Origin of the sequence: Mesobacillus jeotgali, assembly GCF_031759225.1 — a bacterium.
Taxonomy (GTDB): Bacteria; Bacillota; Bacilli; order Bacillales; family Cytobacillaceae; genus Mesobacillus; species Mesobacillus jeotgali_B.
Genome location: NZ_CP134494.1, coordinates 1,899,685 through 1,918,842, shown reverse-complemented (window position 1 = coordinate 1,918,842; position 19,158 = coordinate 1,899,685). Strand labels below are relative to the sequence as shown.

At 39.7% G+C, this 19,158-nt stretch carries 26 protein-coding genes, 1 tRNA gene and 2 pseudogenes; 9 read left to right on the top strand and 20 right to left on the bottom strand.

Annotation, left to right across the window (positions count from 1 at the left end; translation table 11 throughout):
• Positions 1-17: 17 nt before the first annotated feature.
• Both RH061_RS09555 and RH061_RS09550 read right to left on the bottom strand, forming a co-directional pair.
• Complete coding sequence (locus RH061_RS09555; protein ID WP_311075642.1) at positions 18-530, bottom strand: cell wall hydrolase; 513 nt, start codon at positions 528-530, stop codon at positions 18-20.
• A 164-nt stretch (positions 531-694) separates the two neighbouring features.
• Positions 695-1,081, bottom strand: coding sequence for a hypothetical protein (locus RH061_RS09550; RefSeq protein ID WP_311075641.1), 387 nt, complete (start codon positions 1,079-1,081; stop codon positions 695-697).
• A gap of 106 nt (positions 1,082-1,187) precedes the next feature.
• On the opposite strand from RH061_RS09550, the gene RH061_RS09545 reads away from it, so the two are divergent.
• Together RH061_RS09545 and RH061_RS09540 are read left to right on the top strand one after the other, a co-directional pair.
• Positions 1,188-1,343 carry a hypothetical protein gene (locus RH061_RS09545; RefSeq protein WP_311075639.1) on the top strand — a complete coding sequence of 52 codons (156 nt, stop codon included), beginning with the start codon at positions 1,188-1,190 and terminating at the stop codon, positions 1,341-1,343.
• An 18-nt stretch (positions 1,344-1,361) separates the two neighbouring features.
• Positions 1,362-1,547, top strand: coding sequence for a hypothetical protein (locus RH061_RS09540; protein WP_311075637.1), 186 nt, complete (start codon positions 1,362-1,364; stop codon positions 1,545-1,547).
• A gap of 25 nt (positions 1,548-1,572) precedes the next feature.
• Here RH061_RS09540 and RH061_RS09535 read toward each other — a convergent pair whose 3' ends face one another.
• Positions 1,573-1,839: a DUF1450 domain-containing protein gene (locus tag RH061_RS09535; protein ID WP_311075636.1), complete on the bottom strand. Its 267-nt coding sequence runs from the start codon at positions 1,837-1,839 to the stop codon at positions 1,573-1,575.
• Between the two features lie 96 nt (positions 1,840-1,935).
• Here RH061_RS09535 and RH061_RS09530 point away from each other — a divergent pair, with 96 nt between their 5' ends.
• Together RH061_RS09530 and RH061_RS09525 are read left to right on the top strand one after the other, a co-directional pair.
• Positions 1,936-2,691 carry a DUF3891 family protein gene (locus RH061_RS09530; RefSeq protein WP_311075634.1) on the top strand — a complete coding sequence of 252 codons (756 nt, stop codon included), beginning with the start codon at positions 1,936-1,938 and terminating at the stop codon, positions 2,689-2,691.
• Between the two features lie 149 nt (positions 2,692-2,840).
• Entirely contained in the window at positions 2,841-3,764 is a 924-nt protein-coding gene (locus RH061_RS09525) for an LCP family protein (RefSeq protein ID WP_311075633.1), read from the top strand.
• A gap of 102 nt (positions 3,765-3,866) precedes the next feature.
• On the opposite strand, the gene RH061_RS09520 is transcribed toward RH061_RS09525, so the two are convergent.
• From RH061_RS09520 to RH061_RS09505, 4 genes are all read right to left on the bottom strand, one after another.
• Positions 3,867-5,024, bottom strand: coding sequence for a hypothetical protein (locus tag RH061_RS09520; protein WP_311075632.1), 1,158 nt, complete (start codon positions 5,022-5,024; stop codon positions 3,867-3,869).
• A 349-nt stretch (positions 5,025-5,373) separates the two neighbouring features.
• Positions 5,374-7,068: a M3 family oligoendopeptidase gene (locus RH061_RS09515; RefSeq protein ID WP_311075631.1), complete on the bottom strand. Its 1,695-nt coding sequence runs from the start codon at positions 7,066-7,068 to the stop codon at positions 5,374-5,376.
• Positions 7,069-7,433: 365 nt separating this feature from the next.
• Positions 7,434-8,246 (bottom strand): VOC family protein, encoded by an 813-nt coding sequence (locus tag RH061_RS09510; RefSeq protein WP_311075630.1) that lies wholly within the window; start codon positions 8,244-8,246, stop codon positions 7,434-7,436.
• 180 nt (positions 8,247-8,426) lie between these two features.
• Positions 8,427-8,523 (bottom strand) — tRNA-Sec (locus tag RH061_RS09505).
• A 140-nt stretch (positions 8,524-8,663) separates the two neighbouring features.
• Between RH061_RS09505 and RH061_RS09500 the strand changes: the two genes are divergently transcribed.
• Positions 8,664-9,095, top strand: a complete 432-nt coding sequence (locus RH061_RS09500) for a DUF2621 domain-containing protein (protein ID WP_311075629.1) — start codon at positions 8,664-8,666, stop codon at positions 9,093-9,095.
• A gap of 33 nt (positions 9,096-9,128) precedes the next feature.
• Here the strand turns inward: RH061_RS09500 and RH061_RS09495 are convergent, their stop codons facing one another.
• Positions 9,129-9,650 carry a P-loop NTPase family protein gene (locus tag RH061_RS09495; RefSeq protein WP_311075628.1) on the bottom strand — a complete coding sequence of 174 codons (522 nt, stop codon included), beginning with the start codon at positions 9,648-9,650 and terminating at the stop codon, positions 9,129-9,131.
• Positions 9,651-9,668: 18 nt separating this feature from the next.
• Positions 9,669-9,845 carry a hypothetical protein gene (locus tag RH061_RS09490; RefSeq protein ID WP_311075627.1) on the bottom strand — a complete coding sequence of 59 codons (177 nt, stop codon included), beginning with the start codon at positions 9,843-9,845 and terminating at the stop codon, positions 9,669-9,671.
• Between the two features lie 85 nt (positions 9,846-9,930).
• On the opposite strand from RH061_RS09490, the gene RH061_RS09485 reads away from it, so the two are divergent.
• The gene (locus RH061_RS09485) at positions 9,931-10,221 is read left to right on the top strand and encodes a hypothetical protein (RefSeq protein WP_311075626.1); all 291 of its coding nucleotides are present in this window, start codon (positions 9,931-9,933) and stop codon (positions 10,219-10,221) included.
• Between the two features lie 27 nt (positions 10,222-10,248).
• On the opposite strand, the gene RH061_RS09480 is transcribed toward RH061_RS09485, so the two are convergent.
• Entirely contained in the window at positions 10,249-10,470 is a 222-nt protein-coding gene (locus RH061_RS09480) for a hypothetical protein (protein WP_311075625.1), read from the bottom strand.
• A 136-nt stretch (positions 10,471-10,606) separates the two neighbouring features.
• Here RH061_RS09480 and RH061_RS09475 point away from each other — a divergent pair, with 136 nt between their 5' ends.
• Positions 10,607-11,536, top strand: coding sequence for a nuclease-related domain-containing protein (locus RH061_RS09475; RefSeq protein ID WP_311075624.1), 930 nt, complete (start codon positions 10,607-10,609; stop codon positions 11,534-11,536).
• An 816-nt stretch (positions 11,537-12,352) separates the two neighbouring features.
• On the opposite strand, the gene RH061_RS09470 is transcribed toward RH061_RS09475, so the two are convergent.
• The 7 genes and pseudogenes from RH061_RS09470 to RH061_RS09440 form a co-directional block, all read right to left on the bottom strand.
• A complete protein-coding gene (locus RH061_RS09470; protein WP_311075622.1) occupies positions 12,353-13,090 on the bottom strand; it encodes a class I SAM-dependent DNA methyltransferase in 738 nt (245 codons plus the stop codon).
• Positions 13,091-13,157: 67 nt separating this feature from the next.
• The gene (locus tag RH061_RS09465) at positions 13,158-13,595 is read right to left on the bottom strand and encodes a GyrI-like domain-containing protein (RefSeq protein WP_311075621.1); all 438 of its coding nucleotides are present in this window, start codon (positions 13,593-13,595) and stop codon (positions 13,158-13,160) included.
• Positions 13,596-13,708: 113 nt separating this feature from the next.
• Positions 13,709-14,290, bottom strand: a complete 582-nt coding sequence (locus tag RH061_RS09460) for a DUF899 family protein (RefSeq protein ID WP_311075620.1) — start codon at positions 14,288-14,290, stop codon at positions 13,709-13,711.
• Positions 14,291-14,308: 18 nt separating this feature from the next.
• Positions 14,309-14,869 (bottom strand): annotated as a pseudogene (locus RH061_RS09455) (AAA family ATPase).
• Positions 14,866-15,285 (bottom strand): VOC family protein, encoded by a 420-nt coding sequence (locus RH061_RS09450; protein ID WP_311075619.1) that lies wholly within the window; start codon positions 15,283-15,285, stop codon positions 14,866-14,868. Before RH061_RS09450 ends, RH061_RS09455 begins: the two are co-directional and overlap by 4 nt.
• 111 nt (positions 15,286-15,396) lie before the next feature.
• Positions 15,397-15,879, bottom strand: coding sequence for a hypothetical protein (locus tag RH061_RS09445; RefSeq protein ID WP_311075618.1), 483 nt, complete (start codon positions 15,877-15,879; stop codon positions 15,397-15,399).
• A 12-nt stretch (positions 15,880-15,891) separates the two neighbouring features.
• Positions 15,892-16,308: a hypothetical protein gene (locus RH061_RS09440; RefSeq protein ID WP_311075617.1), complete on the bottom strand. Its 417-nt coding sequence runs from the start codon at positions 16,306-16,308 to the stop codon at positions 15,892-15,894.
• 29 nt (positions 16,309-16,337) lie between these two features.
• Here RH061_RS09440 and RH061_RS09435 point away from each other — a divergent pair, with 29 nt between their 5' ends.
• Positions 16,338-16,838 (top strand): CBO0543 family protein, encoded by a 501-nt coding sequence (locus RH061_RS09435; RefSeq protein WP_311075616.1) that lies wholly within the window; start codon positions 16,338-16,340, stop codon positions 16,836-16,838.
• A gap of 180 nt (positions 16,839-17,018) precedes the next feature.
• On the opposite strand, the gene RH061_RS09430 is transcribed toward RH061_RS09435, so the two are convergent.
• The 3 genes and pseudogenes from RH061_RS09430 to RH061_RS09420 form a co-directional block, all read right to left on the bottom strand.
• On the bottom strand, positions 17,019-17,474 hold the full coding sequence (locus RH061_RS09430) for a GyrI-like domain-containing protein (RefSeq protein WP_311075615.1): 456 nt from the start codon (positions 17,472-17,474) through the stop codon (positions 17,019-17,021).
• Positions 17,475-17,502: 28 nt separating this feature from the next.
• Positions 17,503-18,000: a GNAT family N-acetyltransferase gene (locus RH061_RS09425; protein WP_311075614.1), complete on the bottom strand. Its 498-nt coding sequence runs from the start codon at positions 17,998-18,000 to the stop codon at positions 17,503-17,505.
• 29 nt (positions 18,001-18,029) lie between these two features.
• Positions 18,030-18,502: pseudogene (locus tag RH061_RS09420) on the bottom strand (NUDIX domain-containing protein).
• A 145-nt stretch (positions 18,503-18,647) separates the two neighbouring features.
• Here RH061_RS09420 and RH061_RS09415 point away from each other — a divergent pair.
• Positions 18,648-19,109: a hypothetical protein gene (locus RH061_RS09415; RefSeq protein WP_311075612.1), complete on the top strand. Its 462-nt coding sequence runs from the start codon at positions 18,648-18,650 to the stop codon at positions 19,107-19,109.
• Positions 19,110-19,158 lie beyond the last annotated feature (49 nt).

Here is a 19,158-nt window from a genome sequence, read left to right as displayed (position 1 = left end):
CTAGGCTGTACGCGCTTTTAAATGGCAAATGCATGTTTTCCAATCGTTTTTACGACATCACGGGTGAAAATCCACTGGCTTGTCGCTGTATCCGGATTATAAAAATAAAGGCAATCAATATTATTTTCATTCTCAAGGGCATCTTCAACTGCTTCAATTGCTTCCTCACTTGCCGGTTTGTTAATCGCACCATTTTGGACCGGCTGGAATGCATTACGCTGGTAAATGACCTCTTTTACTGAATCAGGAAACTGTTCGTGTTCGACTCGGTTCAGCACGACTTCTGCAACTGCAACCTTGCCTTCATATGGTTCACCTTTTGCTTCCGCATGGACCAGGCGGGCTAGCAGCTTCACTTCTTCTTCCTTGATGAAGCGTTTGTCAGTGACCGAAGACTCCTTCACATCAACATCTACCTTTTTGGCTGTCAAAGTTTCAGCTGGTTTGTTCGTTTTCGTTGATTCAGCATAAACTGTATATGAACCAATTACTAATGTAAGAATTGAAACTAGCATGATAATTTTTTTCATTGTAAACCTCCTGTTTGGTTTATTAGACTGAACAGGCCCATAAGTAGGCTAACAGGTTTACAATTGTACTACACTAGTGAAACATTGGGTTATTCTTAAACTTATACCAAAGCGGGTAAAAACTGTATCTATTATTACGGAAAAAGCTTAGTTCGTAAACTTTGTTACAAAATTAACATGTCATTACTCGATTTTTCCTCGGTTTGTACAGCAAAAAGTGCACTCAAATTTTTCAGTGTGTGGATTCGGGCTGTCAGGATAAACAAGTCTGAATGATGATATTCAACATATTCATCAATGATCCGAAGGCCTTTCGTAAATCTTTCCACCAGCAAAAATGTGTATTTTTCATCCCACTCAAACATGTTGATTCTCGCAAGCTCGTCAGCGAGCTGGTTGAACTTATATTCCTCAACCCAGAGCTTAACCTGATAAAGCTTATCATGATTTAAAATCAACCCTGATTTATTGTTATAACACCCCTGGACAAACACCGCAAACCCCTTGATATTCTCAGCCAGCAGGTTGGCTTTTTGCATGTCGAAATTCATTTGCACCAACTCCTTCTATTAAAAAATATGTTTTAAGAAGGATTTTTAAAACTCCGCCATTTCAGATGGATATTTATGTTAAAATTTACTTAAGGGGGAATTCTTAATGAAGTCCAATTTCCAAACAAGAAGAATCCAAAAGAAGTATCAGGAGAATGTCAGTACTAACTCCCAAAAAGAACGCTCCCCTTTATGGGTCAATTTTATTGCCTTTGTTGTTCTTGTCATTTGGATCCTAAATTTATATATTGACTGGTTATAGACGAAAGGAGGAAAACCGATGCTGTGGTTAGCGATAATGTCCCCATTAATTGTTTTGATTCCCCTTGCTATTTATATGGATAAAAAGAAAGGAACCGGTGACCCGAAACTGGATTCAGAAAATCACCGAATCGAGCAAGATCAAGCACTGCATGACAAGTCTTTCATTTTCCCAGGTGGAAATGGTCCAACTGACGGCCAATAAAAAAAAGCATCGAGCACGATGCTTATCAATCTATATAATCAGCCATTTTCTTAAGCAACTCGTCCGAATCCTCGGCGCTAACAAAATCGCCATTGACGATAGCATACGGAGACAGCCTGCATTCTTTGCATCGGCTCTGGCATTCGAATTCCTTGTAGGCTACATTTTTGCGGCTCAAGAATTCGTTATAGGCCGCATAGTTCTCTTCTTGTAAAAACTGCTCCAAATTTCGCTGGCAGAATTCAATCTTTGCCTTTTTTGGTTTTGAAAAAAGCTTTTGGATGACATTCATTTTGAAACTTCCTTTACTAGTAAAGTCCGTTCTAACTTTAAAATTATAACATTTTTAACTCATATGCTAAACATTTATAAAATCGGGGGAATAAGCATGATCATTCATGAACGGGAGAAAGATTTTATCATGGTTGCCCAACATGACCATGCCCTTGTTTCTCGGGATGCTGCAAAATGCTGGAGAGATGATTATTTTTTCGGAATTGAAAAGAAAGATTCTGTGGTATTAGCCGTACGGGAACACGACCGCTGCTGGATTGAGCCCGATAAAGAACCCTTATGGAATGAAGATACGCAGCAGCCCTACTCCTTTATGGATTACCCGGGTAGTCCGAAGCTTGTATTTTATAAAGAAGGAATTGATGAGGTGGCACAGATGGATTCATATGCCGGCCTTCTTTGCAGTCTCCACTACGCCTCATTTCTTCAAGATGCTACAAGCATGATCGGGAAGAATTTTTGGTCCGCCGAAAAACAAAGGCAGCAGAAGTTGCTGAAGGAATTAGAGATTGAGGATGACAACATCCTTTCTTTCCATTTAAACTTATTGAAATTCTGTGATAACCTGTCATTGTATATTTGCCTGAATGAACCTGGAACGCCAAAGGAACAAGAGCATTATTTTTACAAAAAAGGCTTTCCGCAGAAATTCTCATTCATGAATGATCAAACCATCCATGCAGAGTGGCTCGATCAAGAAACTGTCTCCCTCTCACATTCACCTTTTTCAAAAAAACTTCAAGTCATTTTCCTCTTTAAGGCAGTTGAAAAGCAGCTTATCAATGAAATTGGGTTGGCTCCAGCTTACCTGGATAGCCCAGTTGAATATAGAGAAGTAACTTTTCTCTAACCGTACAGAATGACTCGTTGTACGGTTTTTATTTGTGTTGTAAAGAGAATTTCAAACAATTGTAATCTCATCTACAAGAAGCTGAAATGAAATTATGTGATAATGACCACTTCTGGTAAAAAGGAAAGTTGAGCCCAGGTGGTGTAATAATGAAAGAAAAGAGAGGCAAAAGAGTAAGATGGGGAAGAGTGATCGGCGCCCTGCTGCTCCTTGGAATCTTCATGGTTGGTCTTTTTACCATATTTCAGTACATAGAAGGAACGTACAAAGCAATTAATCAACCATTTCAAAAAGCTGAAGCAGATTCCTTTCAAGGAGAGAAGAGTACCACGGAGGAAGTAAATATTCTGTTACTCGGGAGCGACTCGCGCGGAGAAGAAAGTGCGCGAACAGATTCAATCATGGTCGCCCATTACAACCCGCAAACCCATAAAGTAAAACTGATCTCCCTTATGCGCGATATGTATGTGAATATCCCTGGCCACGGACAGCAAAAACTAAATGCTGCCTATTCCTTTGGCGGCTCCGAATTGCTCAGGGAAACGATCAAATTGAATTTAGGCCTGGACATTCACCACTATGCGATTGTCGACTTTAAAGGCTTTGTAAAAGCAGTCGACCTCCTCGTCCCTGACGGAATTGAAGTAGACATCCCATACGAAATGTCCGATGGAATTGGGATGACATTAGAAAAAGGAACCCAACAGCTCCATGGCGAAGAACTGCTAGGCTACGTCCGCTTCCGCCAGGACCGATTAAGCGATTTCGGACGAGTCCAAAGACAGCAAGAAGTCGTATCAAAGTTGAAAAAAGAAGCCGTATCGCTCAACAGCGTCACCAAGCTCCCAGAACTGTTAGACCTATTAAGTACATACGTCGAAACCAATATCGACACACCCACACTCCTGACAATCGGAAAAGACATACTCACCAACGAAACAGGAGAAATCCAAACCATCCGAATTCCCGAAGACGGCAGCTTTGAGAATGAAACTTATGAAGGAGTTGGGGAGGTTTTGGAGGTGGATTTGGATATTAATAAAGAGGCGTTGAATGAGTTTTTAGGGAAATAAGCAGAAAAAACCGCACCAAGTGTGCGGTTTTACTACTATAGCGATGTGCTGCAAATTACACCCGTTATCTATGCCCTATGCCAGTAGCAGAATCTTTACAATTCATTTTATCAAATGACCGATCTCTTCCATAATAATTGATTTCATATCTTCTTTCGATTGAACGGACTTCACATCTTCAAAAGCCACGTCCACGTAATAGATACTTGAATCCAACAATTCCACCTGAACGCGGTGGATGTTCAGAGTGGATGACTTTAATTTTTGGACCATCTGCCACCATTTCTCCAACCCTTCTTCTGTCACAATGGCTTTATAGTTATCATTTTCGATTCCAATTGCTAAGAATAATATATAATCTTGGCATTCCGTTAGATTGATTCTTTCTAATTCATCATTCTGAAGGTTATTTTCACAAGACAAAAAATGCGCATCATACGAATTCTCATCCCTTTTGAATCCTAAAGACTCAATATCAGTTATCGTATCCTCGAACACCGGATAATCCCTTTTAAAAAAATGCTTCTTAACTAGCGTATCCGTATTCAGTGAACCGTAATAATGGTCATTATGTATGAGATTTTTCAAGTCTGATGCTGAATGGATATCAGCTAAATCATTTCGAACTGGAACCTCTATTTCAAACTTTTGAGCGGAAGAATTATCGTATTCGTACATATTCTTGAACTCAGAGTACTCTTCGCCATTCACAATGATCTTTTCTAAGCTATAATTAGCTGCCGATAGCAATTCTTGAATACTTAGAATAGAAGGCATCGCTTCAAAAAGCATCTGATAATCTGAATCTTGCAATGCAAAACCATCCTCTTTAAAAAGATAAAGCGTTGCCTTCTTTTCGTTTTCATCATAGTCATGAGAATAAAATGTACTATCAACAAGCTTTGAGTGAAGAAATCCCGCGTCCTTAAACTCACCGTACAACGGCGAGTTTTGGTAATCCTTATTCAACTTATTGAATGCTGATTTTTCTTTATAGCTATCGCCTGAAATGCTACTAAAAAACGGACCTATACCAGATTGAAAAAACACTTCAAACTGTAGAGTTGGGTCATCTTTACTTATTACAGTAGTTGAACCAGATGGACTCTTAGCCCCCAAGGTTGGTTCTCGGGGAACCTCCACTTTTATCTCGTGCTCTCTCTGAACATACCGCTTGATATCTCCTTTATCCAGGCCCACCGAACAGCCACTTACCAAAACGCCCAAAACAATGAGCATAACAACCGTACCTCTCCTCATTAACACACCCCTAATTTCTTTTCTATTATTATATCAAGTTGCTGTCGTTTTTCCCTTCATGTATATAAGGTTCCTATAATAAATAAGGTAATGCAAAATTGGCCGTTGAACCATTATATACGATATGGGCCAAACACTCTCCAGCCCCTGTATCTCAGAAGCCAGAGACCTTATGCTTCTTATTAGAAAAAGGCACTTCACTTTGGATCAGCTATTCTTTATACAAAAAACCGCACAGATTGACAACTGTGCGGCAACAAGATGTATTTTGGCGGGGACAGCGTGGAAATCGAACCACCTGACCTTTCTCGCAGGTCACAAGCGGTTTTGAGATTTGCTTGCATCTGCATTAAAGAGTTTTATCATCAACTGTATTCAAATAAGCTTCAATCTCATCAATAACAGATTTCACACACTCATCTTCAAATGGAGAAATTAAGTTCGCTTCTTTGACAAGTTCTGTGAATGACTGGCTTCCACCTTGCTTACAAAGGTGCAGATAATCTTTCCAAGCATCCTCTGTATTTTCCTGCGTACGTTTCCAGAATTGCAACGCACAAATTTGTGCTAGTGTGTAATCAATATAATAGAATGGAACCTTGTAAATATGTCCCTGTTGCTGCCAGAAACCACCGTTTTCCAAGAAGTCATTTCCTTCATAATCGCGATGTGGCAGGTACTTCTTCTCGACTTCTCTCCATGCTTGCTTGCGCTCAGCTGGTGTTGCTTCCGGGTTGGCATACACAAAATGCTGGAATTCATCGACTGCTACACCATAAGGGATAAATAGGACTGCTTCACTTAAATGAGAGAACTTGTATTTATCCGTATCTTCCTCGAAGAAAAGATCCATCCAAGGCCAAGCAAAGAATTCCATACTCATTGAGTGGATTTCACACGCTTCTAGTGTAGGGAACCCGTACTCAGGCACTTCAAACACACGACTTTCAAATACTTGGAACGCATGTCCTACTTCATGCTTCAATACACGCACATCGCCTTTTGTTCCATTAAAGTTTGCGAAAATGTATGGTGACTTATGTTTGCTGATATAGGTGCAATATCCACCGCCAGCCTTACCTGCTTTACTTAATAGGTCCATTAGGTTGTTTTCTACCATATATGTGTAAAACTCATTCGTTTCAGGTGACATTTCTTCGTACATTTTCTTTGCTTGATTGACTATCCACTCCGCATCTCCTTTAGGATCAGGATTTCCTGTCTTAAAGCTGAAGCTGTCATCGTAATATTTAAATGTATCGACACCAATTCGTTCCTGCTGTCTTTTTTTTAGTTTCGTAGCTAAAGGCACGATGTACTCTTTCACCTGGTCACGGAACTTTGCTACCATTTCAGCATCATAATCAGTACGAGAAAGTCGAGCATACGCTAACTCTGTAAAAGAAGAGAATCCTAGCTTCTTAGCAATACTAGTACGTACTTTTACAAGCTTGTCGTATAAATCATCTAATTTATCGGCATGCTCAACGAAAAAGTTGTACTTCGCTTCATTTGATTCCTTCCTAATGGTACGATCAGGTGATTGGTGATAAGGAACTAACTGAGCAAGGTTTTTTACTTCCCCATCAAACGGAATTTTAGCTGAAGCAAGTAAATCAACATACTCACTAACTAGTTTGTTTTCTTCTTGCATGTCTTTCAACACATCAGGAGAGAACGTCTTTAATTGACTGTCTGCTAATGAAAATAATTGTTTACCCCACTTTTCTTCTAACTGAGAACGGAATTTTGAACCTGTAAGTGCCTTGTAATATTTAGTGATTAGACCCTTGTAGGCTGGTCCCACTTCATTGAAAAAATCCTTTTCTTTCTTATAAAACTCATCCGTTGTATCAATCGTCTGACGAATTTGAACAATCTGCCTCATGCTTTCAAACTCAGAGCGCAACTCATTGATTTCTTTCATTACCCCGTTCTGAACCTCAAAGGACTCAGCAGATTGGAACCTCTCTAGTAATTGATTAAAGTTCCCCTCCACCTCTTCAATATTTGGTCTTGTATATGGATAATCGTTAAACTGCATGAAAGAATCCTCCTGTTTTAAAAAAATTTCGTGTATAGAAACTATTTCGACAAATTGAAACAATCTCCTCTTAATTTCAGAAAAAAACTTCGTTATTCGAAATATAAATTTTATTGCGGTTCTAGAGGAGACTTACCATTCAATTCTCATTTCTAATTAGAAAATCTTAATCTTAATTTTTTTCTAATTAAATTGTTCCTTTGCTAACTGAACCCCTGAGGTAAAAACCTTTAGTGAGTAACCTGTCCCCACCCAGTAAAGATATTATCTAGATACAAAAAAACCGCCCAGCATTCTGAGCGGTTACTAAGTAAGGATCCTATTCAATCTTAATCTGTGATTTACTATATAATTATTTTAATATATTACCGGAACCTCCAATAACCATCCATCATTTCAAAGAAGTGGCTTTGATTAGTGTCAATCAGGTTCACTAAAAAAGGAGTCTCCCCTTTTTCTTTTAATACTTTAGCAGCCGGCCCATCTCCAATTGGTGTAAAAAATAATAAATTAGTTCTGTTCAATTTTAAGCTTCTGCAACGGGCATTGAGTTCCGGATCAATATACTCTTCTCCTAGTTTAAGGCCAAACAATTTACTCCAAATTTCTAGTGTTTTTTCCAAATCATCTACGACAAATCCGACACTTTCTAATTTTGGTTGGCCAAATATGTGTGATTCTATGACTCCTTGTTCCTCTAATTCCGAATACCTTTCTTCATCTGATTTTTCCCATTGAATAAAAAACGGTAAAGAAACCTCTTTTCCCGCGTATTCAGGGAATAACAATGACCACCTGATTACTTGACCATCAGCACGAACTCTCTCCCCAGTTAGCGGCCCATATACTGTAAGTCCTTCTGTCTTAAGATTTATTGCAAGTTCTTCTATTTGATTTGTTCGGATCGCTACTGTCGCAGGACCTTCCCGATTTTCTTTTGCCAACTGTTCAACAATTTGGGTAATCAATCGATTTTCATCATGCTTTTCAGCTATTGATAAATTTTCAATTCCTAAAAATTCAATATAACTTAAGCCAAAATAAGTTAGGGTATTATATGTTCCCCAAGACTCATGACGGCCACCCTTCACAACATGTAGTCCTCTCTCGTTTAAGGAAGAAATTGCTTTCTCTGGTTCCTTAAAGAACCAAACAAGGTGATCAAAGAAAAACTGCATTATTGTACCCCTTTCTATAAAAGTAATAAATATTAGTAATATTAGAATAATTCCTCCTATTATACTATAAAGGAAGAAGAGGGACGTACCTTTTGCTTCCAAATAGAAAGAGACGCTTCACCTTTCCAAGTAATAAAAAAACCGCCCAGCAATTCTGAGCGGTTGCGAATTTATGTATTTTGGCGGGACCGCCTGGGAATCGAACCCAGCTAACCTGGCACGCAGGTCACAAGCGGTTTTGAAGACCGTGGGGGACACCAGTACCCCATTCAGCCCCGTTTTGAAGAACAAGGTCTATTATACTTAGAAGCTGTCGATTTTACAAGAGTGTTACTCAAATTGTCACAAGACTTGTCTTCTTCTGACTGCTGGTACTATAATAAGGAAAGATATTAGAAATGCGTGGGTGAAGGGTTAATGTATCAGCTTGAAGGTTGGTTTTTGTGGTTTATTTTGTTCTGGGTCGTTGTTTTGGTTGGTTTATTCGCGATTGGCGGATATTTCATGTTCCGCAAGTTTTTGAAAAAGCTCCCTAAGGACGATGGAAAATCGGATATGGACTGGGAAGAGTATTATGTAAACCAGACGAGGCATCTATGGCCTGATGATCAGAAGGCATTGCTTGAAGATTTGGTGAGTCCTGTTCCTGAATTGTTCAGGGATGTAGCAAGGCATAAGATTGCCGGTAAAATTGGCGAGCTTGCGCTGAACGAAAAAGCGGACAGGATCACACAGGAACTTGTTATCCGCGGCTATATCCTGGCAACGCCAAAACGTGACCATAAATTTTTACGAAAGCGGCTTGCTGAAAAGCAAATCAGCACCGCACCATTTGAGAGTTTGTTCTAAAACTGCCTTTGGTTAAAAGGCAGTTTTTTAATATTAGCCTACCTTTCTTTTCCGCTTTGTGAAAAGCTTGAAGACATCGTCATTTTTAGTGAGTATGATGACTTTGTCTTTGTATGGCTTCATCATCTTGATTGCCTGTACCAGATTGTTCCCGTCATACTGATGATTCCATTTCAGCAAGGCGATCAGCGTCTTCAGATTCTCTTTTCGCGGAGAAGAAACCAGTTTCACTTTTCTAAGGATAAACCTTTTCAGTATTCTCAAGTCACGCACATAGACATTCGTTTTGAGCACGAAAATATAATCTGCCTGATGGAAACTTTCCTCAATCCAGCTATGATATACTCCCTCGATGATCCATTTGTCCTGCGAAATCACTCTCGCCAGCTTTTCAGCCCTTTTTACCGGAGGGGTTTGCGAACCGAAATAATCGGACTCGTAATCCCAAAAGAAGTTGTCCAATTCATGCTTAGGCAGTCCCAGCATTTTTGAAAGTTTAGCTGCTATGTATGATTTCCCGCTACCGGGCCCGCCAATTATATGTATTTTCGTCACTGTCTTTCACCCTGTTATTCAATCTTTATCGAGGTCATTATCAAATACGGAAGGCTTGCGCTCGTCCTTGATTCCCAAATGAGTTTTAATTATCGCCAAATCCTTTAAGATAATCCTCGAATTCAGCCAGGCTCCGATTGTCGCAAGTATGGCAATTACAAGAATCACCGTTACCCAAATATTGATTACTACCAAACTACTCACCTCACTAAAATTTTACCACAATCTAACAGGCATTCTAGATAAAAAAATGATAGAATTCCTTGGGGAGGTTATTTCTATGAATGAAATCTTATTTTGGATCATCTATTATTTATTGTTAATGACAATCTTTGTCAGGGCTATTTATAGTGTGATAAAGAAAAAACAGATTCCCCTGGCCATGATTGCGATCCTAGTCATTATTTCGGTTCCTATGGTCAGTCTTATGAATAGTATCGGCAGGCCTTTGGAGATGAATGAATTCGAATTTTTAGCGAGGGAATTCAAGCAAGGAGCTCTTTGGGCTATTTTCACCATTGCAGGTTACCTTTATTTGCTGGTGTGGTTCATTCTTTCATTAAAAAAATAACGAGTTTCAGTTGCTGAAACTCGTTCCTCATCTCCTAAACCTTCTCCGGCTAACATAAGCGCCGTTCCGCATAGCCTTCGCCTCAAACACATTCCCGACAATCAATAAAACTACTCCAATGGCGATTAAGCTGAACATTACCGCTGGAGAAATGGTTGCAATATATCCCATACCCTTCATGAACATTGGCACCAGGAAAACGGCAAGGCCCGCCGTTTTAAGTAAAATAGCATACACCTTCAATGACATTCCGAATCCTCCTGACTGAATCAAGTGGTTTTTTCATTGTATTCAATCAGGCTTGTCGCAATTCACAAAAAATTCAATATTTTTATATCGGTAAAATAGTATGATTAAGTAGACTACAATCGGAAGGAAGATGGATGTGGCTTTTAAGGAGCGAACCGAACCTATTATTTTATCAAAGCTGCGAATCTTGAATAAAAGAATGCAGTTGTCAGATGAGGAAAAAAGGTATCTTTCAAACCTCGATAAGGGATATAAAGGCGAATTACAATTCGATGCCATGACGGAAACACTGACAAGCAGCTGCTTAATCCTGAACGAACTGCTGCTCGAAGTTGAGAAAACAACCTTTCAAATCGATGCTCTAATTATATTTTCCGGCACTTTATATATTTTCGAAATTAAGAACAACCAGGGAGATTACCTCTACAAACAAGACGCTCTAACCTCGATAACAACCGGAGTAACAATCAAGAATCCCCTCGACCAACTCAACCGTACACGGCTGCTTTTCAAGAAACTAATAAATCAACTAGGCTATAACTTTAAAATCCAAGGCTCCGTCGTTTTTGTTAACCCCGAGTTCACCCTGTATCATGCACAACCAGACCTCCCATTCATTTTCCCTACCCAGATCAAACGACTCCACGAAAACCTTAACAATCAGCCCGGAAGCATATCAACCAATCATTACAAACTCGCAGCAAAACTAGTCTCCCTTCATCAGATTGAGTCATCCAACTCTAAATTGCCTGCCTTCTCTTACGATGAATTAAAGAAAGGTGTTACCTGTTTGGCATGTGAGTCTTTTGAGGTGAGGGTGGATGGGCATAAATTATTTTGTACAATGTGTGGCCATAATGAAAAAGTAGAACTTGCTGTCCTACGAAGTATTTATGAAATTCAATTATTGTTACCAGAGCAACCCCTAACTACTCCTATTGTACAAGAATGGTGCAATGTAATTACGGATGGCAAAAGAATTAGCCGAATACTAGCAAAACATTTCAATTATTCAAATCCAAAAAAAGGAAGAACCTATACAAATCCTAAGTATCCAACTATGTAACAGTCATCTCCCTTCCATATTACTGATCTAAATCATTTAATAGACAATTTGAGCGTGTTTCCTCTCTGAAATGTCTATTAAACCCACTTTCTTAGACATTTTGGCGCTGCTTCCTCTCTGAAATGTCTATTAAACCCACTTTCTTAGACATTTTGAAACTGTTTCATCTCTGAAATGTCCATTAAACCTACTTTCTTAGACATTTTGGCGCTGCTTCCTCTCTGAAATGTCTATTAAACCCACTTTCTTAGACATTTTGGCGCTGCTTCCTCTCTGAAATGTCTATTAAACCCACTTTCTTAGACATTTTGAGCTAATTCCTCTCTGAAATGTCTATTAAATCCACTTTCTTAGACATTTTAGGGCTGCTTCCTCTCTGAAATGTCTATTAAGAACATTCATAGACATTTATGGATGTTTCCTCTAGAAATAATGTCGTCAAACAAAAAAAGCAACCAGCCCCACCTTCGCTGATTGCCTCGATAGCCACACTTGCTATCCTGCCTAGTATTTATATTAATAGAGAAATATAAAGTTCTTTGCCTTGATTTGTTAAGACTTTTTTAAAGTATGTTAAAGCAGATAGAAGTGGGCACATACCAATAAGAAATTTATGATGACTTTTTTAATCATCGCCAACACTCCTTATATTCATAAGTTCCCTTACATCTATACTTTAACACAGTATTGTAAAGATGAAATAAATCAAATTCGGCTATTTTGTAAACTTTTTACCGTTTTTTCTATTAATATGTAGTTAAGTTAGAGGATACCAATTTCAAGGCTTAAACCAGATCCACATCATCTTCCACGATATCAACCCATCTTCCTGCACGACATCATCAGCACCAGCGGAATTCTCATCCTCCGCTCATACTCTTCCCGGCTGGAAAAATTATGGACGCTAGGGGTTCCCTCACTTAAATCCTCAACCATGAACCCAGCTGCCAATAAAAGCTTGAAGTACTCCTCAACGGTCCGATGGTATTTGATCACCTTTTTTCCGATCCACGGCTCGACACGTTCTCCCTGGTTAAAATAATCATCCACAACCCAATCTGTCCTCTTGCCCGAACCTTCTGCACTTTTCGTAGAGGAAGTGAGAACCGGATGCTGAACGCTGAATATTAACTTTCCGCCAGGCACCAACGAGTCATGGACCTTTGTAAAAACGCTGCTTAAATCGGCTAAGTAATGGAGTACAAAACGAGAAATCACAAAGTCATATTGTCCCGGCACTGGCTGCCATTCTTCAATCGAAGAGTGTAAAATCTGACCAGTTGTTCCCTCCAGGTTTCCGGCTGCAGCTTCAACCATCTTCCTTGAGCCTTCCACTCCTAGGTAAGAAGCTCCGCCTCGTTGTAAAAGCTCAACCCCAATTTCCGCATCACCGCATCCTAAATCGAGAATCCTTTGTCCAGCCACATTTCCGAGCAACTCTAGTAAAATTGGCTTCTCAATGATATTGTTTGGACTTTCCGGCCGATTTCTTCGCTTCGTAAAATTTTCATAAAAATCACCCTCGTCGTAAACAGAGGCACCTCTAAACTCCATCCTATCCCCTCCACCTTCTAAAGAAAGACAAATCTAAAATAGATTACCATATACGGAAGAAATTGTCTTAGATTTTCACAGGAATATATATTTCTACTTCTTCTACATCATTTTCCATAGGATGGTAGGTTTCTATAATAAACTCCTTAAAAGTGTCCCTCTCATAACCTTCTTCATCAATCCATTGATCCAGCAGTGAATATAAGCTGCCCATCTCTGATTCTTTTCCCCGAATCATACCATATGAATGTTGGATATCTAGAAATTCCGCTCCTTCGGGTAAGGTATCCACCTCATCATTTACCAATACCCCTACAAAGAAAGTTCCCTCAATATGGCTCTCACTCGCTTTAGGCTCGTACACGGTAACCTCAGTTCCCGCTAGATTTGGCGCACTCCTCAAAAATTGCTGTGCTGCCTTCGGTACCAACTCTGCATAATCTTTGTACAGCCCTGTATGTTTCTTAGCAATGATTTTAAAATCCTTTTTAACAACCTGGCACATATTTAGCCTCCTTAAAAAAACTCATAATTTTATACACTTCCGAGGTACATCCTTGTTCTGGAAGCTTAACGACCTCGATTATCTCACCCAGAATTATGGAAAATAGCTCGACCCTACTGTCCATAATTCTGTTTTGGCCCCCAGCCCCCGCTACTATCCGGCAGTAACTCAAAAAGTGACCAAATACTGCAGTAATCATCTCCGGGTCCGAAAGAAGCTTTAGTGTAGTGTTTGATGTTTCCGTCTTCTTCCTTTAACAGTATCGAAACTCCTGGCCAGAATCCCTCCACATTTTTAAAGCCAAGGTCCTCTTTAAAAGTTGGCCCCATGGTCGAAACGCTTTTGAATGCCCAGCCTCGTTCCATTGAAAAATCCGCTAATGTCTTGTAGTCATCAGGACTTGTCAAAACGAATGCTGCCCTGTTCTCAAGGTGGCTGGTAAAACCGCTGAACCCGTCAGCCCATAGTGTGCAATAGGCACATGACTTTCCCATATTGTGTATAATGATCAATTCTTTTTTATCGTTAAAGAGCTCACTTAACAGCACCTTCCTGCCTTCGGTGTCGGTCAGTTCATAGTTGGCAACTTCAAAAGAAGGATGCTGTTTTCTCAATGTAGCCAATTCCAGTTTTACACGGTTGAGCTCTTTCTCTTTTTCTTGAATTTTTTGTTCTAATAGTTTACTTGATTCCATACGACTCTCCCCCTATCATCATAAATTGAAATAGTCTCTAATTCGTCTGGCAACCTCTGATGCAGTCAAATTCGTGTTATTAATCCGGAAATAGTTGGCTTTTTGGATTTCACCTTCATGCGAATTCAATCGATACTGCTTCATAGACGCAAGCAAATCTCTTTCTGACCGTTTTAGATTCCGCTTGGACGGCTTGTGCTCTAACCGGTGGGCACTTCTGTTTCGTGCCAGCCTTTCTTCCAAATCTGCTTCCAATTCAACAAAATAGACTTTCCCGCCTTCTGACTCGAAAATTCCACAAACTTTTTCTACTTACGCCCAGTCTTCCTTCATATCAAACGCCCATACATATGTGAAGATCATTCCGCCCTGGTCACTTTTGGCCATCGCTTTGAATAATTCTTCTCTAAACAAGCGAACTAGCCTCTTCCCCTCCTTTGTACCGTAGTCAAAAAAAGGATTAACCAGTTCAATCGTCATATGGTTATGAAAAAGCTTTAAATCCGTTATTTTTTCCAGTTCATGCCCGACTGTCATCTTCCCTGTAGCCTGAGGGCCAAATATCAAAACAAACTTCATTCTTCCTCGCCCACGAGCCTTTCTTTATACAGTGGACTCAGCTCACTCCATACATCGAATTTGTTTCCGACGAGATCATAAAATACAAAATTCCTGCCTGCATGACCTCTGTTTTCAATCTCACCGACTTTAATTCCTCTTTCCCTAAACTCATTATGTAATGTTATAAGAGCATCAAGTCCATCCACTTCATAGGTAAGGAGAAACCTTTCCTCTCCATTGAAGTCCGTGAAATTTGAACTCTGTCCTTGGGCCTTCACCAAAAACAGACTGACATCAGCCATATCCATGATTGCCTTGTCTTCATCCAGATAATTCAACTTGGCGTTAAGCTTTTCTTTATACCACTTCGAGGATTCTGTTGGATCCTCTACTGGTATATAAATTGTCCCTACCCTGATTAATTGTTTTTTCAATGTACTCACCTCTGTATAAAGATTCTCTATTTCCTGGAATTCACCTTCTTATTTGTCTATATTTTCCTATCTAAATAAATGTCTGTTCCCAGCTAATAAATGAAGCACCCCCTAGTTCGGGAGTGCTTTATGACGGTCCTTCTTTTCCAACCATAGAATCCACTTGTAAAAACCAAGTAAACAGCATAGAAGAATCGGGTCGATGAGTGCTGAATACCAGATTTTCCACCAGCCATAATGGAAATAGCCCCAGGGCTCCGGAAGCAAGGTCGCCAGTTCATACATTAAGATTGCGACTACAAAGCATATAATAAAAGCAATTTTAATCTTTACACTTTTACCAAAAGGATATAGATTTAAGAAGATGAGATTTACTGGCGGGAGCAATACAGTTCTTGGAATCAGTCCCTCCCAGTCAACTCCCATTCCAAAGTACCAATAGCTGTGGAATTTGAACTCAATGATCAAGTCAAAAAGCATCTGGACGGCGATTGTGAATGTCCAAATTTGCACAATATGGGTAAGGGTAAGCCTTTTATTCATTTTGAATGCAATTATGTTAAAAATAACGACAGACAAAAGCAGTCCAATCATAAGCAAATTCCTTCACTCTTTGTCTTTCCCCTTTATTTTCTCTCTGAGATTTTCTAACTCCTCAATTGAAAGATCACCAAGTGCTTTTGATATTTCCTCTTCAATCTTTTTTCTGTTTCTTTCACGGTATTGGTCCCACCAGTCCCGGAGACCTTCCGTATTGTTGAGCAAATAATCAATATCAATGACCTCAACTTCATCATCGGAAATATAGTTAAGCACTGCTGCCAACATATGATTTAGTTTTTCGATTTCTTCCTTTGATATGTCCTTCTGTGGTATAATATCCAGCTGTTCACTTTCTTTTCCCTCAGGATTATCAGCGGTTTTTCGCGGCAAGGTCTCACCTTCTTTTTTATCTGTTAAATGAATTATTCCCTCAATCGCGATTTTTATTGAAAGAGATTGGCATACATAAATTATCTCCATTGTTACAAGTTAATGATGAGGTGGTACTCTTGCGCAAAAAACAAAGAACATTATCTGTCGGATTTCTTTATACTTTAACAATCATAGGTATTTTCCTATTACCCTTTGCGATCGTAAAACGTTCATTCAAAGATTGGGTCATCGTATATCTTGTCAGCATTATTGGCAACTCATGGGCAGACCGGTACCTCGTCTCCAGAGGCTATCTGAAATACGATATCAGACCCTTTAAGAAAAGTTTCAAGATCCACTTACCTTTTGACTATGTCCATTACCCATTAATGCTTCTTTATTACAACCAATGGACACTTAATAGCAAACCGAGCGGGATCATCCTAAAACTTTTTCCGTTCCTAATTCCTCAAGTATTAGTTGAAACCTTCGCTGCCAAAAAGACAAATTTAATCACCTGGAAAAGAGGATGGAGCTGGCAGCACTCATTGATCAGTTTAGCTATTAAAATGCTGGTGTGCAGGGGAATTATCTCCACCATCCGTATGATCAACAAGGACGATCTATCCGTGGATTAGCACAAAAAGACCAAATCCGAAAATGATTTGGTCTTTTTAACATTAACGATGTCTTGTAAAACCTAGATAAAGTAAACATAAAATCCCCTGGTGCTTCTACCATAATTCATCCACTCCCAATTAAAGCAATTCTGTATCTCTTTACGTTAAGGAATGGGGAAAGATTCAAACTTATCCAATTTATCCTATAGTATCCATAAGTTCAACATCGATATCATGAGAATCTGTCCATGTATGAAACACTTCCAAATGCCCTTTGTCCGTTAGCCTCTTGTATCCATTTTCCTGTATCCATTGATGGAGCTCGCTATATGCTTCCCTGATTTTTTCATTAGAGCCTTTATGCCGCAAAACGGCATATCTTTGTGACGGAATTGTCAGGCTCACCATGTCCGAAGGGATATTCTCATAATCAGATACTTCCACGCAAACCCAATAACCATCATCTTTCTCTGAGTGATTATCCACAACAAATGCCCCGTGCTGCAGTGATCGGTTCACCACGTTTGTTATTTCGTCACTTCGCTCGCTCAACTGCCTGGAGGCTTTCGGGATTTCTTCGAGATACTCATCACCTTGGCATAACATCCGGATGCCTACCAGTTTTATTTCAGTACAATGTTTTATTTCTGGCATTGTCCACTCCTCCTTTTTAAAAATTGCTTTAATCCTGAACTTCATTTAGGAACAGATGATATATATACATTTCTCCTTCTCTTCCCATTGCTCGTCTTCCCTGATCTACAAAACCACCTTTTTTATATACATTTTGCGCAAGGATATTTGAGTGGTTCACAGTCAAGATAATTTCGTCCACTTGAGGGAAATGTTCTTTTACAAAGTTCTTCAATAGCAGGATGGACTTTGAAGCAATTCCCTTTCCCTGAAAAGAAAGATTAATGGAATACGCTCTTAACAGCATTGCATTCTGGTTGTCACTGTAATCCTTCACCCCCGACCTGCCATGAAGTACAAAAAAGCCAGCCGGCTGATTGTCATAAAGAATCACAACAGGGTGCCTCTCCGGATCTTCTTTACATTTTGCCAGTGCATCTTCAGGCAAAGCGGTGAATCTCCTCTGTTCTTCAAGCAAGTCATAATTCAATAAGGCTTTCTTGAATTCAGGTATATAAAACTCCAGGGATACTGTTTCTTTTGACATAAAATACTCCTTCATTCATTTAAGAAAGGTTATGTTTTCTTAATGGAAACCCTGCCTTCTTTATTCATTTCATGGTCCCATGTAACTTGTATTTCAAAAGATCCTTCTTCAAAAAACAATGGAAACCTTCTTCTGACAGAATCCTGCATAGGCAAATGGCATGCGTCTGCTATGTTTACCCAAACAGCCTTTCCTTCTGGACTGTCCTCAAGGAGCTCTCCTTTAAAATCACTTGTTATGTAATTAAAAATCATGTAGCGGTCCCCTACGGCAGGATTGACATATTCATAAAGACCTTTATAGGTTAAATTGTTAACCTCCAGACCCGTTTCTTCTTTTACTTCCCGAACGGCGCTTTCCACTATGCTTTCTGGAAAATCCACTTTGCCTCCTGGAGGTATAAAACCCTTGAAATGATCATGCTGGCGGTCGAGAAGCAACACTTTATTTCCATTTTTATCATGCACATTGTCCAAATTTTATAGTTGACTGGATTGCTCATTTGTTCTCCTTCTGTGAGACTCCTATGTTAAGTTCTTTTTACTTCTGACCGAAATTACCAGGTGCCACTGCGTATTCCCCACTTCATCACCTGCTGCATATACTTTTTATTAGGCCATGAACCTATAAAAAAAGGAGAGATCAGGTTGCAGATTAGAAAGAATGGAACAACGAGTTTACCCGTTCCTTCACGCTGGGGGATTGATGCGCAAATTGCTGGAAAACCGATTATCCGAGGCACCATTACCATCAATGCTTTGTCAGGCAATAGCTTCACTGGAACTGCTAACTTCCGTGGGAACCCCATACCAATCCAGGGGACCTGGGGTGAAAGTGCAAATCAACTGCGCTTCGATTCACCTTATGCTTCGTTCACAGGTCGATTGAGTATTTTTGATGACCCAGGGATACGCGTCCGTCACCACGTTCTAAATGGACAGTTCCTGATGAAGCCACCATCATTGCAAGCAGGCGAATTCGGCAATTGGATTGCCACGACGGATACAGCCCTGATTGGTGCACCAATCAATACTGGATCATTGCCTCCGGTAGGAGTTTTTTTAACTTCCGATATACTCTATAACGGCGGTAGAAGTCGACAATATTGATCGCCACGATCCAATCTTCAGATTCAGTATCTGAAGATTCCCCCTTCTA

Coding starts and splice junctions, on each gene's coding strand:
- RH061_RS09510 (WP_311075630.1), bottom strand. CDS start 8,246: ATGCAGTTTTTCTTTGATCACCTTGTTTGGTTCTTTAAGGAACCAGAG.
- RH061_RS09535 (WP_311075636.1), bottom strand. CDS start 1,839: ATGAATGTCATCCAAAAGCTTTTTTCAAAACCAAAAAAGGCAAAGATT.
- RH061_RS09545 (WP_311075639.1), top strand. CDS start 1,188: ATGAAGTCCAATTTCCAAACAAGAAGAATCCAAAAGAAGTATCAGGAG.
- RH061_RS09500 (WP_311075629.1), top strand. CDS start 8,664: ATGTATCAGCTTGAAGGTTGGTTTTTGTGGTTTATTTTGTTCTGGGTC.
- RH061_RS09425 (WP_311075614.1), bottom strand. CDS start 18,000: ATGTCAAAAGAAACAGTATCCCTGGAGTTTTATATACCTGAATTCAAG.
- RH061_RS09530 (WP_311075634.1), top strand. CDS start 1,936: ATGATCATTCATGAACGGGAGAAAGATTTTATCATGGTTGCCCAACAT.
- RH061_RS09480 (WP_311075625.1), bottom strand. CDS start 10,470: ATGTCATTGAAGGTGTATGCTATTTTACTTAAAACGGCGGGCCTTGCC.
- RH061_RS09540 (WP_311075637.1), top strand. CDS start 1,362: ATGCTGTGGTTAGCGATAATGTCCCCATTAATTGTTTTGATTCCCCTT.
- RH061_RS09555 (WP_311075642.1), bottom strand. CDS start 530: ATGAAAAAAATTATCATGCTAGTTTCAATTCTTACATTAGTAATTGGT.
- RH061_RS09430 (WP_311075615.1), bottom strand. CDS start 17,474: ATGCCAGAAATAAAACATTGTACTGAAATAAAACTGGTAGGCATCCGG.
- RH061_RS09470 (WP_311075622.1), bottom strand. CDS start 13,090: ATGGAGTTTAGAGGTGCCTCTGTTTACGACGAGGGTGATTTTTATGAA.
- RH061_RS09460 (WP_311075620.1), bottom strand. CDS start 14,290: ATGGAATCAAGTAAACTATTAGAACAAAAAATTCAAGAAAAAGAGAAA.
- RH061_RS09440 (WP_311075617.1), bottom strand. CDS start 16,308: ATGGAGATAATTTATGTATGCCAATCTCTTTCAATAAAAATCGCGATT.
- RH061_RS09485 (WP_311075626.1), top strand. CDS start 9,931: ATGAATGAAATCTTATTTTGGATCATCTATTATTTATTGTTAATGACA.
- RH061_RS09445 (WP_311075618.1), bottom strand. CDS start 15,879: ATGATTGGACTGCTTTTGTCTGTCGTTATTTTTAACATAATTGCATTC.
- RH061_RS09520 (WP_311075632.1), bottom strand. CDS start 5,024: ATGAGGAGAGGTACGGTTGTTATGCTCATTGTTTTGGGCGTTTTGGTA.
- RH061_RS09525 (WP_311075633.1), top strand. CDS start 2,841: ATGAAAGAAAAGAGAGGCAAAAGAGTAAGATGGGGAAGAGTGATCGGC.
- RH061_RS09550 (WP_311075641.1), bottom strand. CDS start 1,081: ATGAATTTCGACATGCAAAAAGCCAACCTGCTGGCTGAGAATATCAAG.
- RH061_RS09515 (WP_311075631.1), bottom strand. CDS start 7,068: ATGCAGTTTAACGATTATCCATATACAAGACCAAATATTGAAGAGGTG.
- RH061_RS09465 (WP_311075621.1), bottom strand. CDS start 13,595: ATGTGCCAGGTTGTTAAAAAGGATTTTAAAATCATTGCTAAGAAACAT.